The 17,241-nt window shown below is 36.8% G+C and carries 17 protein-coding genes; 1 reads left to right on the top strand and 16 read right to left on the bottom strand.

Annotated elements, in window-relative coordinates; translation table 11 throughout:
- Position 1: 1 nt before the first annotated feature.
- From ACFFIT_RS02780 to ACFFIT_RS02735, 10 genes are all read right to left on the bottom strand, one after another.
- Positions 2–4,072: a TipJ family phage tail tip protein gene (locus tag ACFFIT_RS02780; RefSeq protein WP_385876120.1), complete on the bottom strand. Its 4,071-nt coding sequence runs from the start codon at positions 4,070–4,072 to the stop codon at positions 2–4.
- Positions 4,059–4,673, bottom strand: a complete 615-nt coding sequence (locus ACFFIT_RS02775; protein ID WP_385876119.1) for a tail assembly protein — start codon at positions 4,671–4,673, stop codon at positions 4,059–4,061. The genes ACFFIT_RS02780 and ACFFIT_RS02775 overlap by 14 nt, the downstream gene beginning before the upstream one ends.
- 41 nt (positions 4,674–4,714) lie before the next feature.
- The gene (locus ACFFIT_RS02770) at positions 4,715–5,416 is read right to left on the bottom strand and encodes a C40 family peptidase (RefSeq protein ID WP_385876118.1); all 702 of its coding nucleotides are present in this window, start codon (positions 5,414–5,416) and stop codon (positions 4,715–4,717) included.
- Between the two features lie 49 nt (positions 5,417–5,465).
- A complete protein-coding gene (locus tag ACFFIT_RS02765; protein ID WP_385876117.1) occupies positions 5,466–6,305 on the bottom strand; it encodes a hypothetical protein in 840 nt (279 codons plus the stop codon).
- Between the two features lie 31 nt (positions 6,306–6,336).
- On the bottom strand, positions 6,337–7,086 hold the full coding sequence (locus ACFFIT_RS02760; RefSeq protein ID WP_385876116.1) for a phage minor tail protein L: 750 nt from the start codon (positions 7,084–7,086) through the stop codon (positions 6,337–6,339).
- Complete coding sequence (locus ACFFIT_RS02755; RefSeq protein ID WP_385876115.1) at positions 7,083–7,421, bottom strand: phage tail protein; 339 nt, start codon at positions 7,419–7,421, stop codon at positions 7,083–7,085. Before ACFFIT_RS02755 ends, ACFFIT_RS02760 begins: the two co-directional genes overlap by 4 nt.
- 60 nt (positions 7,422–7,481) lie before the next feature.
- Positions 7,482–7,862: a HEPN domain-containing protein gene (locus ACFFIT_RS02750; protein ID WP_385876114.1), complete on the bottom strand. Its 381-nt coding sequence runs from the start codon at positions 7,860–7,862 to the stop codon at positions 7,482–7,484.
- Entirely contained in the window at positions 7,859–8,647 is a 789-nt protein-coding gene (locus ACFFIT_RS02745; RefSeq protein WP_385876113.1) for a hypothetical protein, read from the bottom strand. The genes ACFFIT_RS02750 and ACFFIT_RS02745 overlap by 4 nt, the downstream gene beginning before the upstream one ends.
- Positions 8,648–9,109: 462 nt before the next feature.
- Complete coding sequence (locus ACFFIT_RS02740) at positions 9,110–9,877, bottom strand: tetratricopeptide repeat protein (RefSeq protein WP_385876112.1); 768 nt, start codon at positions 9,875–9,877, stop codon at positions 9,110–9,112.
- A 111-nt stretch (positions 9,878–9,988) separates the two neighbouring features.
- A complete protein-coding gene (locus tag ACFFIT_RS02735) occupies positions 9,989–10,792 on the bottom strand; it encodes a BRO-N domain-containing protein (RefSeq protein WP_385876111.1) in 804 nt (267 codons plus the stop codon).
- Positions 10,793–11,155: 363 nt separating this feature from the next.
- Between ACFFIT_RS02735 and ACFFIT_RS02730 the strand changes: the two genes are divergently transcribed.
- On the top strand, positions 11,156–11,689 hold the full coding sequence (locus tag ACFFIT_RS02730; RefSeq protein WP_385876110.1) for a putative periplasmic lipoprotein: 534 nt from the start codon (positions 11,156–11,158) through the stop codon (positions 11,687–11,689).
- A gap of 157 nt (positions 11,690–11,846) precedes the next feature.
- Here the strand turns inward: ACFFIT_RS02730 and ACFFIT_RS02725 are convergent, their stop codons facing one another.
- The 6 genes from ACFFIT_RS02725 to ACFFIT_RS02700 form a co-directional block, all read right to left on the bottom strand.
- Positions 11,847–12,080: a hypothetical protein gene (locus ACFFIT_RS02725; RefSeq protein ID WP_385876109.1), complete on the bottom strand. Its 234-nt coding sequence runs from the start codon at positions 12,078–12,080 to the stop codon at positions 11,847–11,849.
- Positions 12,081–12,165: 85 nt separating this feature from the next.
- The gene (locus tag ACFFIT_RS02720) at positions 12,166–12,456 is read right to left on the bottom strand and encodes a CCDC90 family protein (protein ID WP_385876108.1); all 291 of its coding nucleotides are present in this window, start codon (positions 12,454–12,456) and stop codon (positions 12,166–12,168) included.
- Positions 12,431–12,574, bottom strand: a complete 144-nt coding sequence (locus ACFFIT_RS02715) for a hypothetical protein (RefSeq protein WP_385876107.1) — start codon at positions 12,572–12,574, stop codon at positions 12,431–12,433. Before ACFFIT_RS02715 ends, ACFFIT_RS02720 begins: the two co-directional genes overlap by 26 nt.
- Positions 12,571–16,122, bottom strand: a complete 3,552-nt coding sequence (locus tag ACFFIT_RS02710; RefSeq protein WP_385876106.1) for a phage tail tape measure protein — start codon at positions 16,120–16,122, stop codon at positions 12,571–12,573. Before ACFFIT_RS02710 ends, ACFFIT_RS02715 begins: the two co-directional genes overlap by 4 nt.
- Before the next feature lie 97 nt (positions 16,123–16,219).
- The gene (locus tag ACFFIT_RS02705) at positions 16,220–16,624 is read right to left on the bottom strand and encodes a hypothetical protein (RefSeq protein WP_385876105.1); all 405 of its coding nucleotides are present in this window, start codon (positions 16,622–16,624) and stop codon (positions 16,220–16,222) included.
- Between the two features lie 100 nt (positions 16,625–16,724).
- The gene (locus ACFFIT_RS02700) at positions 16,725–17,132 is read right to left on the bottom strand and encodes a DUF6201 family protein (RefSeq protein ID WP_385876104.1); all 408 of its coding nucleotides are present in this window, start codon (positions 17,130–17,132) and stop codon (positions 16,725–16,727) included.
- Positions 17,133–17,241: the final 109 nt, after the last annotated feature.

Raw genomic sequence — 17,241 nt, 5'->3', positions numbered from 1 at the left:
TTTAATTGATACGTTTTAAAAAATCTTCGCCATCATAAACAGCGAGATCGAATTTAGCATTAAGAGAATAAGTGTTGCCAATAATATTATTCTCAATAATATACCTGAAACTTAGTCTTTGGTAAGTATTCCCTCCTTCGGGTAGTGTGAACTCTGTACCTCTGACTACATTTACTAATGTTCCAATCTTGTTGTTATTCAATAGAATTTCAACGGTTATTGTAGGATAGCTGTAGAAATTTTTATATTCATATATAGGACCTCCTCCACCAGGGTGGGTGCCAGTTTGTACATATCTACTCTCAACCGATGAAGCAGTCATTTCACCCAAGATTGCAACTTTTCTTGTTTTTTCAATTAGTAAAACATCACAAACATTCTTAGTCAAAACCAATGTGGTTTTGCTTACTCCAGACTGCGTGTGATTAATGTTCCAAAGGAAGCTTGCTACTCCTCCCACTATTTTTCCTGCGTATATAGTGCCTTTAACTTGACAGTTTTCATCAATAATCACATTACTAAATGTTCCACTGGTAGCATGAATTTCCCCTCTTGCTTTGATATTTAGAAACTCAGCAAATCCTGATTTATCAATCCTCCAACCAGTTTTTCCTGTTTGATAGTTACTCGACTGAATAAACTCACCTATTTTAGCGTTAGTAATCGAGCCGTCTTGAATTACAGCACTTCTCATGTAAACTTGCCCACCATTAACGAAGAATGGGCTTGTAACAGTTCCTCCTATCGCATTCATCAATGTAAAGCTATCAGCCAAGAAAATAACACTAGCTTGAGTTTTACCATTTACTTTTTCCACACCAAGCGACATACCAGCAGCATAAATATTACCGTTTGCGTCCATTTTAGCTGTTACTGAGTACGTCGATGATAAATTACCTGTAACTGTTGCCAGAGTAGTCGATTGCTGAGTTATGTTAGCTTTGTTGTCATTAACCTTAGATTCAAGCTGAGTAATACTTGAAGCATTGGATTGCTGATTGCTAGTAACGGTCGTTTGAAGCGTCTTAATACTTGATTCTGCATTAACAAAGCGACTGTTATTAGCTGTATCTTGATAACTTACTTGCGATTTCAACGCATTTAACGCATCTGTTTGAGCCTTATCCTTATCGACAACAGTTTTATTGAATGTATTGATTGTCGCTGTTATCTGATTATTGAAATTACTAGATAAATTTTCAATTTTTTCAGCAGTAGCTTTTTCTGAATCTGCAATTACTTGAAGCATTTGCAGTATTTCTCCAGCAAGCTCAGCATCGTCTTCATGCATAGTTGCCTTGAGTTGCTCAATGCTTCTAGCGATAGCCTCAGATTCAGATACAATCGTTTGTCTCACGTTTGTAATTTCAGCTAAAAACTTGCCATTTTCCTTCCTTTGGCGCTGAACATCTGCGTCATTGGCTGTGGCATTTGAAATTATAGCTAGTGACTGTTTGATTAAGTTCTCTGCAGTTACAGATACTGAATCAAGCGCTGCTTTGGAATTAGCGTTTGCTTCATCTACTTGTGCGAATTTATCTTCCAACTCGCCAAAGGTGTTGCTTAAAAGCTGTTTAAAAACTTCTGTATCTTTGAGAGTATCTATCACTGCTTTCTCTATATCATCAACATTAGTAGATGAAATCCCGTGTTCCCAATCCGTCCAATCTGATTGATTGCCAAGACGGTCAACTAACCGGGCTTTATAGAAAAACGCTTGCCCTGCACTTAACCCCATCTGTTGATATGTCCCCTGAGGATATGGAACATCAGCAAGCAATAAAGCCCCATCGTCACCATCTTCCGTGTTGTACCAAATTTCAGTTTTGAGTGTATCCGTAGCGTCAGTTGGAAAGCTCCAATTAAGCTGAACACCTGAAACTAATGAATTGGTGGTAAATCCTAATGGCATAGGAGGCTTACCGACTTTGCCGGCAAGAGTAATTTCATCAGCATAAGACCAACCAGAGCTGATATCAGAAGCATTGATAGCCCTTACCCTTGCTTGATATCGACCTGAATAAATGCCCTCAATATCAAAAGAATTAACACTTGAACGTGGTGCAGGAATCCAATTGCCATTATCCTTGCGCCATTCTGATTCGTAACTGATTGCGCCATCTGTTTTATCCCATTCAACGTGTAAAGTTGCTATATTAATACCTTGCTCAACCCTTGATGATGATGTGATCACAACGTTAGAAACGGGCTTTTGAATCGATGACGGTACAACTGAAATTGGTTTTGATTCAATCCTTGCACCTGTATCTATTCGAGCGTATTTATCTGGGTCGTGAGCTGTTGCCGTGATTGCATATGTACCATCGTTATTATCAGCAATAGAAACAACTCTAAATTGCTGAATTTCCAAATCATCAGCATCAATTGACCATACCGACTCTTTCATTGGCTCTTCTGTGTAGTCAGCTGAAACCGTTAAGATTTTATCTTTAACCGCTTGGATAGTTCGAGCTTCAGCTTTACCGCTTGGTAAGTTGATTATTAATCTATCGCCCACCTTTGCATCAGATTTTCTGTCTAATGTGATGTTGCGACCATTTACAGCACTGATTCGACCGCCTAAGATACGACCTGATAATTTGGGGTCCGCAATTCCGATGATGCCACCTGGTCTTGGGATATTTCCATCTAGCCCAACACTAAAAGAGATCGTCCTATCATTGCGGTTTGTCTGCAGTATCCAATCAGCCCTGCGTCTTGCTTCACTTTCCCTCGTACAGCCAATAGCAGTTATTGATGTTTCTACATAACCATATCGTCTCACCAAATTTGGGTCAGATACCACTGCGACCTCATCTTGGTATTGGTTATCTGGATTTGACCAAGATACCATCACAGTGGAGTATTTAGTGTTTTGAGATGCGCCTGAATAGTTAAATTTGCCTTCTACAACGTTTGCCGGCGTGTAGATGTAATCAATATCTGCCGGCATATCAGCAATAGAAGCTAAAATCCCTTTTGACCAATATGTCATCCCCCTAAAAATAGCTGCCAAGTCGCGCAACACGGTGTAAGCTTCAGCTTTTGACTGAATATACACGTCACACATGAATCTAGGCTCTTTGCCGTCACCACCTCGACCGTCTGGCACTAATTGATCGCAATATTGAGCTATTCGATATAGCTCCCACTTGTCGACTTGTTCAAGTGAAATACGTTTACCAAGCCCAAAGCGCTCGTTGGTCACAATATCAAAGAAAACCCACGCAGGATTGTTAGTCCACGCCCATTTGAATTGACCATTCCACAAGCCTGAATATGTTCGATTGATGGGGTCGTAATTATTTGGTACCCGAATCACTCGCCCCTTGGGTTTACAGCTAATCTTAGGAATAGATTGAAACTGCTTAGAGTCAAACTCAACGTAAAGTAATGCTGTGTTTGGATAGCTTAGCTTCGCATCAATAATCTCTGTAATCGCTTGAATATTAGTTTTATCCGCCACTTTTGCAGTACTCGAGTCAGGAGTTAAGCGTCTAACACGTACCATCCATCCTGTTGTCGCTTTTGGTAGATTGATTCTATGTGAGCGCTCGTAGAGTGATGTCGTTTTGCCGTCGAATGCTGACTTGATTACTTCTTGATATGCGCCACCATCAGTCGCTACATCAACAGCATATTCAACTCGTGAGCCTGTCACATCGCCATTATCATGCTGTCGCTGTAAGGCTTGAACACCTAATCTTATTCTTAACGCAGATAATTGAGTGTTGGTTATTGATTTAACATAGGGATTAGATGCTTTTAGCTCGGTACCAACAGTTAACTCATTTTCCACCGCAGGGAATCCTTGAATATAATCTTGGTCTTGGGTACCAGTTCTTAGTTCCCAAGAAACACCTGTAAAATTCATTGTGCCATCAGGGCTAGCTAAAGGCGTTCCATCTAAATAAATATCTTGTGCAGTCAATCCACCTGCAATTTCACCCTCACATAAAGCTATTAGAATTTTAGCTTTAGCTACTGATAATAAAGAATCAGGTGATTCAACAGGCGTATGCTGACTACCGCCACCGCCCTTTTTACCTTTGATTAAGTTATTGTTGGTCATCTGTATATATCCCTGCTGAAATTATTGCCCCACCAATTTCTCGGTGACCGTAGTAAACCGCCACTGGATTGCCTTGCGCTGTTGTATTCACCGCACCACCAAAAGCATAATCTGGCTTGTTTTCTGGTGATTCCGATACTCCTAATCCTTTTGGCTGAGGTGACAGCATTTGCACGACTCCACCCAGTAGCATAGCCGCACCCATTAAGCCAAATGTGCCTGCCCAGGTTCCCGCTGCAAACATACCCGCCACACCAAGACTAGCACCAAAAGACATTACAGCCGATATTCCTAGCAATGCCACCCCTAGAATGGTTTGAAATAAGCCACCAGATTTACTACCAATAACTACTGGTACAATTCTGATTTCATTTTGGCCAACGTTATCGTGCATTTCATCAATACCAATATTCCTCTTTGCTTTGAATACAGCAAACGTTAAACCCATTTTTTTAGAGTCAAGTAAGAACTTATCAAAACCCTGAATCTGCGTTGATAAAGCTCTCACTGCTTCTGCCGGTGACGTTATTTCCAGTTCAAAGACCTTGCCAAATTGTTTACCTATAATGCCGTCTAGCCTGATTTTAGTAAGTCTCGCCATTTTCTTTGCTCCATAAAAAAAGCCCCTGAATTTCAGAGGCTTTAAAGTAATGATTTATGTCTAACTATTCGTATTGTTCGGTCTCGATAGTAACCACCATAAGGAACCCTTTGGCTCAATTGTCCGTATAGGTGATGAAGTAGCATTCCGTTTTCAAGTAATATACCTGCGTGATTAGCTACATCAGCTTGTACTTGCATGATGATGACATCTCCAACTTGCGGGCTATCAATCTCAACAAATCCTGCTTCAGCGAAATTATCTTCATAGCGATTTTCGCCTGACTCCCACCAACGATAATCTACCCGGTAATCAGGAATCTCAATGCCATGCTCTAACTTGAAGTAATCCATGATTAAGCCGTAGCAATCAGAATGACCAAGCACGAATTGACGACCAATTAAGGGTAAAATTCCTCTTGGTTGAATGGTACCAATATCGCCTTCTGGCCAACTAAAGATATGCCATGTCAGATTAGTAGCGTCACACATCGATTTATCTAACTCACTTGGCTGAGTAGTCGCATCTGGGTGCGAGTGAACTATCGCGATAATCTCGCCCCAATCTTCAGCGCTTGCATAATCTTCTGGTGATAAAATGAATTGTTCTGTTGGTGATTGTGCTAGATTGCGACAAGGAAAATACTTCTGCACTCGCCCTTTAACTGCGATCACACCGCAAGCCTCTTTCGGGTATTCGGCTTTGACGTGTTGCCAAATTGATTGTTCTACTGTTTTTCTCATATTGCACCCAATAAAAAAACCTCCGAAGAGGTTTTTTTTAATTAACCTATCATTCCCATTTTACTATATCAAATCCAAAATTATCTTTTTTATGAATAGCTTGCATGAAATTAATATTTTTTAGCTTGGTTGATATGAGCTTATGTAATTGTTTCCTATTTTTTTCACACATATTCGAACCGAAAATAATACCTGTTACGCAATTAGGTTCATATTTGACAATTCCACTTTTTTCATAAAGAAACCTAAATTCTTCTTCTTTCTCAAAATAATCTGACTTTTGGCAATAAAAATGGCCAGGGGCCATTATCCCATTACCATATATAGTCTCCATATCCTGATTGTATCTTATTGGAAATATATCTGCTGGATTAGTGCTTAAATACAAAGATTTTAAATCATATTCTATTGCAAAACCGCGACTTGAGTCAGAATACAAAGCCCATAAGTTAGGGTTAGTAGGACAAAATGATGTGCAAAAAACACCATAATTTGAGAAGTTTTGAGCAATGCTAACTCTATAAGCCTCATCAGAAATCAACCCTAACTCTTTGCGCATCTCCTTTTCAGTCGTATTATTTTCTGTTATCCCCTTTATTAAGTTAATTGTTTTATTATTAAAGCTATTAATCTTCTCTTCCTTAAAATTATTTAATGTATAAATTTCAGATACATCATTCAGAGATTCTGGTGTAGCCGCCCAAAACTCATTATTCAATAGGCTAGAAATACTCCATATTTTTTTCTCGCATAAAATATATTTGTTATTTAGCTGTAAATTATTGTAGGTATCACCCTCTTTTGATACAGGTATATATTGTGGATTGCAATCTCTAAATTTATAAACTTTTGTTCCATCTTCAATATCATTCAGTTTCATTGGATTCATACTACTCCCTTTAATTTAATTACTTTTAAGATCAACGCTTAATCAAACTAGACGCAGGAAACCCACCAAAAGGCAATTTGGCATCATCACCAAATCTCGCCTTGCAGTCAGATAATAACCCACCACACGAATCCTTGCTAGGGTCATCTGTCACATTTCCTTTCCTGTCGAAATATTTGGTACCAGAATAATTACAACCATCGCCACTTCGGTACTTTCCACAGTTCGCCCAGTGGCATTGCGCGTGTATTTGCCGATTAGGTAATGATACCCCTTGTAAATCAAAAGGCGAGCCAAGAGTAAACTCGACTATTTCATCATTTTCTGCCGATTTCTGATTAATGTAAAAGATGTGAATCCGCTCTTGGCTTGGGTCGGCTTGTGGATTACCCTCAGGAAAATTCCGTTCATCTAAAAAGCACTTAAAAGTTTCATGAATCGTTACTTTGGCATTAAGCATGTCATCAAAACGCAAACAAAGCGCCGTGATTAACTGGTCAACGTTCATGATAGATAACTTAGGTTCAGCAGATTGACCATCTGTAGATGCTTCTATACCCTCAATTTGGTATGGAAATGGCATATATTCATTATTTTGCCACCAGATTGATTTAACAGGTAGCTCTTTACCGCTTTGTCTTGCAAGTTCCAATTCATCTTGGGTGTAACCTATCCGCTCATAATGGAACCGCATAATATCAGCGCCAAATGATGTGCCATCGACTTCAATCAGCTTAATCCTCGAGTCAGGCTGTAGTAATTGTTCTTGTGCTGAAATCATACGTGATGTGCCTCTTTAAATGTGAAATTCAGTTTAACGTTACCTCCAACCATCGAGTACTTGATTGAGTCCTTTTCTACTCGATAAGTACCTAATTCATTGAATTGATTTCGCCAGATGAATGCCTTAGTTACATGGTCACGAACAAAGTCGAGGATTGGCGACATCTGTTCAATTGTGCCGATTTGGCCTAACTGAATCGTTTTAGTTTCCGAGTTAATCCCTTTCTCGACAACTTGCTCGTAACCATCACCGAATTTGACTTCTGAAACGTCGTTAGTGATCGATGTTTCAAGGCCATCTTGAATTTGTACTTTGAATTTGAATTCGTCCATTTTGCTTACTCCAGAAACGAAAAAACCGCCTCGAGGGCGGTTGGTGTGGTTATTAAAAAACTAATCTTGAAGTTTCACTAGCTCATCAGTTAAATTTATTACTTTATCAACTATATCAAAAGTTTGGTCAACAATTGTTTGCTCAAAATCTGAAGCAAGATCATAGTCAGCCATACATCTAAACTCTTTTGCTAGATTAAGATTAAAGGCTATTTTTCTAGCTATTATTCTTGAATCATCTTTAAATGAGCTAGGTCTACCAAGATAATCAATTATACCAGAATGCTCGGAGCGCTGAAAATTAGGCAACCCCTTTACTCTTATTTTAACATCATGAAAGGCAGAATAATAAGCTCTAGATACACAAGACCTGTTTGAGGCCTCATTGGTTCCCATTAAGTTTCTTGCTAGTAAATAAAGATCTGATGGATTTATACTCATTCAAGTATTACTCCATAACTAGGTAAAATACTTGTGAACCCAGCTGTTAACTTGAAACTCAAGCTATCATCTTCAGCCATTAAAACAGATAGCTCTGAATTCAAATTTGATATCACATCTGGATCTGCATCAACTCTGGTTAATACAATAAAAGAATCACATGTAGGAATATTTTGACCAGAGAAATCTACCTGATTATTTTCAAGCACTCTAATCATGTATTTTCTTATTTTCTTGTATTCTTCAATGGATACAGATTTATCAGAAAGAAGGGACTCAAATAGTAAAAATTCTTTTTTAAAAAAATTAACAACATCAAATTTAAATTGTTTTTTACTCATTTCATCAAGCAGTTCATTCATATTTTCAATATCCCCAGAAAATGCAAACCAACTAACTAGGGGCATATATAGTAAATTATCTCTTAATGTACTTGAAAATCTTATCAATTCTTTTTCATATAATTTAAATTTAGCCAGATGAGATAAAATTGTCAAATATACTTCTATGCCATTAAAATTATAATCTGCAACCTTTTTAAATAAATTTAGCGAATCATCAACATCACCTCTAAAAAAGGCTATGTATGCCAAACATATATCTCCATTTAAACTATATTCTGACTTCAATTCCTGTTTAGATTCACGCTCAATTCTCATTAACGTGAATTCATCAATAACATCGTTTACAGCTTTTTGCGGATAATTTTCATACATTTTTTGAAATGCATAACCAAGGGTTTTAACATTTTCAAATGACTTTAATTGCGGTATGGCTGGCTTCATAAGAGTACCTTGTTAAGGTTAAATCGTTGGGAAAGTTTAATAATTATTATATTTCTTATGCAAATCAGATACATTTTAATCTCACTTAAAAGCCTTACCTGTAATTTTAGATTATGCGTTAGACTACCTCTCGGTAGTTGATTTACAAAAACAAAACAAGCGCCCTAGGCGCTCATCCGTGATTGTAAATGTATTAAAGAGCAAAATTACAATTTCAGTTATTTTTAGCCAAACTAAAATAAGTAATTTATATAAATTATAGAATTTATAGCATGATTATATGTTGTTGACTGCAAAAAAACAACACAATACTATTGACTTTTCTGTAAGTTAATTGACTAAAGCGTTTAAGCCCTGTCAGAACAAGGTTTATTATAATGTAAATGTTTTAATGTAAGCACCTATTTTATTTATTTGTTCTAATCGTTTTGGTATTTAAAACCTTTTTTTGTTCAATTCTGCTTATTGATTGCAAGCTTCTTGATCTCCATTATCACAAGCTACCCCAAAATATTCCTTGGCTTTATGGTAATCTTGTTTTACTCCCTCACCATTTTTATACATCACACCGAGCATACCTTGCGCCTTTGCATAACCCTGGTTAGCCGCTAATTCATAATATTCCTTAGCTTTGTGATAATCTTGTTTTACTCCATCACCAAAATAATATATCACACCGAGCATAAATTGCGCCCTTACATAACCCTGATTAGCTGCTAATTCATAATATTCCTTAGCTTTGTGATAATCTTTTTTTATTCCCGCACCCAAATAATACATCCCACCAAGCATAAATTGCGCTTCTGAATTATTTTGATTAGCCGCTAATTCATAATATTTTTTAGCTTTATGATGATCTTTTTTTATTCCCTCACCGAAATAGTACATTCGACCGAGCATACTTTGCGCTTCTGAATTATTTTGATTAGCCGCTAATTCAAAATATTCCTTAGCTTTGTGATGATCTTGTTTTACTCCCTCACCATTTTTATACATCACACCGAGCATACCTTGCGCATCTGATTTACCCTGATTAGCCAATAATTCAAAATATTTCTTAGCTTTATAATAATCTTGTTTTACTCCCTCGCCATAATAATACATCGCACCGAGCATACCTTGCGCTTCTGTATCACCCTGATTAGCTTTATTTTCAAGCTCTGAGATATCAGCATTAGCAATAATCGAAAAAGTAACTAAACATAAAAAGCAAAACAATATTTTTTTCATCTCTACCTCAATTGTAAGATTGTAGTTAATTTTTGTTGTAACTAGAGCTATAATACTGCATATTGCACAAACAAAAAACCCCACAAAGTGGGGCTCAACGTTACTATCTAATCACAGTACACTAATATTATCGATGTTAATTGGATAAGCCCTGAACTCAACAGGCTGAAATCCAAGCGTCTTACAGATACCAGTGGCCATGTCGTTAAACGTATCAGCTTCTCCCGTGAAAAAGACTCTATTTCTCATTACGTTGTCTGAGACGAAAACTCTCACAAGGTACCTTTTAGATGTTGAAAATGGTACCAACCTATCATAGTTAAGCGCTTTTTTCGGTTCTGGTTGTTCTGCTTCGAGCAATTCACCCACTAAAGCCAACTTATGCACGTACTCCACAGCAGTCGTTATTTCTGATGGTTTTAATTCATCAATGTGTTTAACGTTGAATCGCTGGTGAACGTATGAGTACGCCTCTGGGTAAAGAATGTGCTTCTTGCTTACTAAGAGGTTGATTGCGTCTCTTAGTGGTGTTCTGTCATCAGCTGTGGATTTTGATGTCTTCGCTTTTTCCGCTGTGTAGGTTCCTGTTTTTCGGATTGCTGGGAGGACTTCCTCCATAACCCATATTTCAAATGCCTCGGCTTCAGGTTTACGACTTTTAACAATTAAGCGGTAAAGATTACCCTCGTTTATGTATGAAGCTTTTTGCTTTCTATTAAGATTATCGATGAGGTCGCGTTTCGCTACCCCATGTTCCTTGCAATGTTTTTTAATAGCATCACTATCATTTTTGTAGCCTAAGACGGCACAAATATCTTTAGCCAAGAACCACGGATTTTGATTCTCATCTAAGAAAGTGCGTACTTGGATATCGTCATTAAAATTGAATACTGCAGGTGTGTTTGAATTAGTCATGATTGACTCCTTTGTTTTTCTTTCTAGGGAAAATCACCCTTAATAGGGTGTCGGGAGGCTAGAAACAGCACAAAGATACTGCGGACTTATTCCCCTTGCGGGTCTTGTATTAGTCGCCCTCCCGACATAGTCGAGATTAGCAATAAAGCTGAAATTCAATTTGACGGGGGAGTAAGATTGAATTCTTTGTGTTAGGTTTCTAGGCCTACAGCAAATATACTAACATCTCGGAATGATGTCAACATCAAGTATTATTTAATGTGCTAAGCATGAATATAATAATAAGTATATTTGTGTAAAGCTCCGTATATAGTTTACAATATAAACCCATAAATTACATACTTTCTTACAAAGGAGAAATTAATGAAGCAATTAGCACTAATATTTACCATGTGTTTACTACTTACAGGCTGTCAATCTGTGCCACCACTAAATTTTTCTGTTGAATCGGTTCAACCTAGCACTAATAAAATTGATGCTGAGCTAAAATCAATAACTGTTTCAGTTGCAACACCAGCTGAAAAAACTGGTGATATTCCTCAAGATATACAGATTTTTAACGTACCAACTTTATGGAAAGACTCAATAGAAGAAGCGCTTAATAGGAAAACTATATTTATTGATGACGCTGAAAAAAAAGTTAATCTTTCAGTAAAAATTTTAGCTATGGACATACCAAGTTTTGGTGCAGAATTCAAGACTATTGTCACTGCAAAATATGATATCATCGATAGAAAATCAGGTGAAGTTTTAGTTAATAAAACTATCCAGTCAGAGGGTATAGTTCCATTTGATTATGCTTTTTTAGGGGCAGTAAGACACCAAGAATCGATTAATAGAGCTGTTAAAAATAATATAATGCAATTTTTAACCTACCTTGATTCTGTTAAAATTTAAAAGAAACGCCATACAATCAATCTTTAAAACCCTTCTGTTGAAGGGTTAGTGACACTAGTTCATTTGTTCGCATAAAATCATCTTTTACTTTAAGTGTTTGTATATTAATTACATTTTCTAAAGTTAATAGAATTATTTTATGCGTAATCTCCAAACTTTAGTTAAACAAATCTTGAGAACAATGCTTACACTTCTTAGCATCAACATGAACTTTGCTTTTGCAAGACCCACAAACCTTATCACTCAATCTAGGGCAAAAAATAGCCATCAAAGTACCGCATATAGCAAGAGTTGAACCAACTGCGCTATAAACAGCTAACTCAAAATTTAAAACTCCCAAAACTATTGTAATAAATCCAATAAAAAAGAATATTACACCAATTATTTTCATAAACCCTCCAAATGTCAGTTAAAAGTAACTTATGATAGCTTACATTTACTAACATTTGAATAGGGTGTGCTAAGTGAATTCAAAGTTAGAATAAAAACCTTGCTACAGCTAATGCAATTGAAGCTACGCCTATGATAATACCAGCTAACCATTTTGTTTGGTTTGATATTGTTGAGTGTATTTCACTTCTGACATTTGCTATATCTTCCTTTGTTGAATAGTTTGACTTAATTACAGTAATATCGAGTTTCATAGAATCAACTTGTCCTTCTAATTTATTTAATCGATCATCCATACGTCCTCCTCCACTGTTATTGCTTTCTGATTTTTTATTTGAAGTGTTTTGTTCATTATTTTTCCATTCTATCTTTGACATTTTGATGAAGAATGCTACTAGGCTTAGTTTCCTTAAGTATAGCTTCTCTAACAATTTTGTTAAGCTCATTCTTATCAAGAATGATTTTAGTCGTTTCAGCTTGTTTATTACCCATCACCTTCCCATCCTATTGTTAATGACTTGGTGAATGATTCCTCCTTGTTTGGTTTCTTTCATGATTGCTTCACGAACTACTCCCCCTATTGCTTTACCAAGATTCTCACCACCGCCAGAAATGCTTGACTGTGTTTCACTGCTGCCACCGTTGTTGTTTACAACTACACTAACGTGGATGTCACCAGCGCCCAACCCTATCATAGAAGGGATATGTGAATTGTTAACTGTGGGAGCCATTCCCCCACCAACGACACCGCCTTGCGCATAACCTGCATGTGCTCTTTGCATTATTTCATATAGGTTACGAACGCCCAAGCGTTGTGTAGCTTCTTTGGTGAATACAAATTCTCCTTTGTGAACCACTCCTGCAGGCTCATATTTACCACCAAAACCAGTGAACCCACCGTCAGCAAACCAACCTCCCAAGCCTAATACTGTACCTCCCATTTTAATAGCATTAAACATTGCCATTCTTAGAGTCATAGATGCAATATCGCTAAGAATAGATTTAGAAAATTCACCAAAACTTGCTTTACCTGTCATAACAAAATCTGTTAAAGAATTAGCCATTCCATCGAAAGCTTTTGATCCTATTTGAGAGACATTACCAACAACATTTGTGACACTTTCCTCGTAATCATTCCAAGCTTTAATTGCCCCACTTTTCCAGCTACCTTGTGCTTCTAAAAATTCAGCATTAGCTTTTTTACTTAAACCAATAGCCGATTGTTCTTGTAATACAAGCGAAGTCGAATAAATCGGAGCTAATAACCCTGAATCAGCAATTTCAGAACGTTTTTGTGCAAACTGATTTCTAATCTGCTGCTCTCTAGCATATTGGGCGGCTTGTTTAGAGCTCATTGTTAAAGTACCTAACTGCTGTTTAAGATTTTCCTCTTGGTTACGTTGTTCAAGAGAAATCTGCTTACTTACTTCAAGATATGCTTGTTTAGCACTAACCATTTTTGAAACATAAGCTTCTTGTTGAAGAGAAGATCTTAATAAGCCTTCTTGGGCAAGTAGCGCCAAATCATCTGCAGTTTGAGCTTTACCCTTTATTTGTAACATTTTCTCTTCAAATTCAGCAAGGCGCTTTTCCTCTGCAGTTAACTTCTCACTTGCTCTTAATTGCTCAGCTAGAGTTCGTAAACGTTCTTTTGAATCAAGTAACGCTCTGATACCAGAATCATCCTTCACGCCCTTAGCACCTAAACTGTTTTTTTTGGCGTTTTCTCTTTCAATCTTAAGTCTTTCATATTCAGCTTTTGCCAACGCTAAAGATTGTTCTTTATTAAACCCATCTTCCACAAAATCTTGGGTCAAATTAGCCATTTCCCTATCAGCAGCATTAACCATTCTACCTATTTCAGATCTGATATTTATAGAATCTAATTTTGCTTTAAATTTAGTTGCTAAATCATTGTCAGCCGGAACGCTTGCTCTTGAAAAGGCATTAAGGCTATTAAACGTTGCTATAATTCCCTGATTCAATTGATTCCACTGAATGTTTTGCTGTACTAAAGAGCTAGCAATTCTTGGTAAATTAGATAGTAAAATTGAAGAACTAGAGTTGATTCCATTTGTTGCTATCTTGTTTCTTTCCAATAGTCCATTTCTAATTTCATATAAAGCATTTAATTTAACTTCCTCAGCTTCAAGCTTTTGAGTGGTTAAAATAATACTCTTTTTTATTCTTTCAGCTCTTTCATCTTCTCCTTTTGATTCAGCCGATTTAAGCTGATTTCGCATATCTTTAAGAGAAACATTTTTCCACTGATTAATTTGTGCTGAGCTTTTCTCAATCTGAGCATCAATTTTCTTAATTTCATCATCAAGGTACAACGATATATTTTGAGCCTCTTTATAAGTCTTCTTAATTGAATCATAAGTAAGTGAAGCTGAGTTTTCCTCAAATTGCTTAAATGCATCCTTTAAGCTTGTATTACTTGACTTTATATCAGAAATAATCTTATCCAAACCAAGTTTCACATAATATCGCTGGCCTTGTAATTCCATAATTTGATTCTTTATGGATTCATTAGACTTAAAAGTTGCTGTAGATAATAGATAACCTTGACCCAAATCGTTTATTTCAGTGTTAATTTTATCTAGCTGTTCAAACTGACTACCAATAGTGCTTAATGACGATAATATCTCTGAGTTAGATTTATCAGCTTGAACAAAATTGCTAAATTTAGCCATTGTTTGATTTAAGTTTTCAAACTCTTTACCTAAATTTATCGCTTCTTCTCTTGTAGCTTTTGCTTGTTGCCAGAATGAATACAATGCACTAGCAGCGATAATGGCCGCCCCTGCTGGACCACCAATAGCACCTAAAGCCCTACTCATCCCAGATAACCCTGAAACTCTCGATTGAGCCGCTGCAGTGGCATTGGTAGCATTTGCCAGAGCTGTTTCACTAGCTCTAGCTTGCATATTTGCTCTGGTAAGCCTTAACCTCGCTGCTTCTAAATTTCTATTTGCTTGAGCTGCTCTATCTGTCCCTAGTGCAGCTTGTTGTTCAGCCGTCCTTTGGCTTAGCAATTGTTGCATTTTATTTTGATGTGCAACTCTATCTAGATTAGTTCTAGTAGCTTGCGTTTTAGCAGATTGAGCTTGTGTAAGGGCTAATTGTGCTTCTGTGCGTAAAAGAGTGATATTGGCTTGCGATGCTTTGATTTTTGATACTGAAAACTTAGTCGCCCAAACTACTGATGACATCAATCCAGCAACAAGAGCCGTTTTAATCACAGTGGCAACTGTTGTAGAGTTTTCTTCAAGGGCTTTAACAGCTTTAGTAGCCAATGAGACACCATCAGTAAATTCAGGCATAAAAGATGCGCCCATTTTTACTTTTAAATCGTCAACGTAACGGCTCATAGAGCGTAACTGTTTACCTGCCTCACTCATAGATGCTTCATAAGCTCCTGAGATGCCCGCACCACGTTCCATTACCGCATTAACACGAGCTTGCGTCTTTTCTTGCTCGGTTAATGAATTGGCTGTTTTCCCAATTTGAAGAGCCATTTTTTTATACGCATCTTCAAAGTTAACTGTAATACCAATTGTTCTCAACACGTCAGTTTGCGCTGTTTGCACACCGTAAATTAAACGGTTGTATGCTTCGGACGAGTTTAAACCGCCAATAACTGCCGCATCTTGGGCTAATCTTGCTAATTGAGTTGCTTTACCTAAATCAATATTTGCTTGAATTAAGGTCGCGATACTTGAGCGTGATTCAATTGCACTAATACCTGTCTTTTTAAGAGCATCTTCAACGCTTAAAAGCTCTCTTGACGAATAACCTGCATTCATACCAATCGCTTTCATCGTGACGCCAAGCTCACGGTAACGAGCATTCGCCATTGTTGCTTCTTTAACGATTTTAGTTAGGCTTGTACCAATGACAAATCCTGCAAAGGCTTTACCTAGCTCTTTAACGGTCATCGCTGAGTTTTTGCCCGTTTCATCTAAATCTAATAATGCTTGTTTCGCATCATTAATTTCTTTAGTGTTCACCCGTAAGTGTAGATTTGCTATGTCTGACATTTTCTATGCTCCAGAAACGAAAAAACCGCCTCGAGGGCGGTTGAAATAACTAAATTATATTTAGTCCTTTTTATAGTAATTAATTTAAACATATTATCTATGGTGGAGTGTTTTTTAAAAACTCTTCTAATTCTGGTGATTGATGGAATCGGTAGCAGTCGGCAAATAAATGATTAAAATCTCCTCGATAACCCTCTAAATGATAGCTAAACCTACGTTTATGAAAATCCTCCGTCTCCTTCATTACAAAGTCAGACAGGGCTAACATCCCCTCAGGAGAGAAATACCCTTCATTTTCTCCTATTGACAAAGACCATAAACTATAATCTAAAACATTTGGATTTTCATGATATGTACCTAACGCTTTTTCATTATTATAAATGCAACTTTTTAATGCCATTATTTTACGATCTTCAATATACATATCATCACTAGCAATAGCCAAATTACTTAGAGTAAATAGAGTAGATAAAGCATATAGAACTGCGGTCCTTTTTAGCATCAAGACTCCTTTTTTAGTTTATCAGATTAAATTGTGCGGAATGTTTAAATGAAAACAGCCTCGGGGTAGTTTGGTGTTGCTACCTTATCTTTTACAAAAGTTAATGAAAATATTGAAGGATATAACTCCACCATTTTTTATTATTTACTGGAATAATGTACTCATCAGTATAATCATTAAGACTTACAATATAAAATTGCATGGCATCATTTTCTGGTAATTGCCCCCCATCCATAGCAAGACCATGATCAATAAAGAATGGAGAGCTTTGTCCTAAATAACGACCATTTTTATCAAATAGCACAACGTAGGTTGGATCTTCTTTCATTAAGTGAAAATACAATCCAAATGGGTTAATTAACTTAGGTGTATATGTTTTTGCTATGTATTGTTCATTTTCCCGGTAAATCCATTCTTTATCAGAAAAATCAGAAAAGGAAACATGCGCTAAAAAAAACCACCAAAGAAAAATAATCACGCCAATTGTGTAAGTTATTTTTTTTATCATAATTTAATAACTTTATACTGAGGTATAGGGTACATTTAAAAACATCCGAAAAGATAGAATTAATTGTCTGTATAAGAAAAACCGCCTCGGGGGCGGTTCATTAAAAGTA

It is taken from the genome of Thorsellia kenyensis, from assembly GCF_042432445.1.
Classification (GTDB): Bacteria; Pseudomonadota; Gammaproteobacteria; order Enterobacterales; family Thorselliaceae; genus Thorsellia; species Thorsellia kenyensis.
Note: the sequence above shows the minus strand (reverse complement) of the source record. Positions and strands in the feature narration are given on the sequence as shown.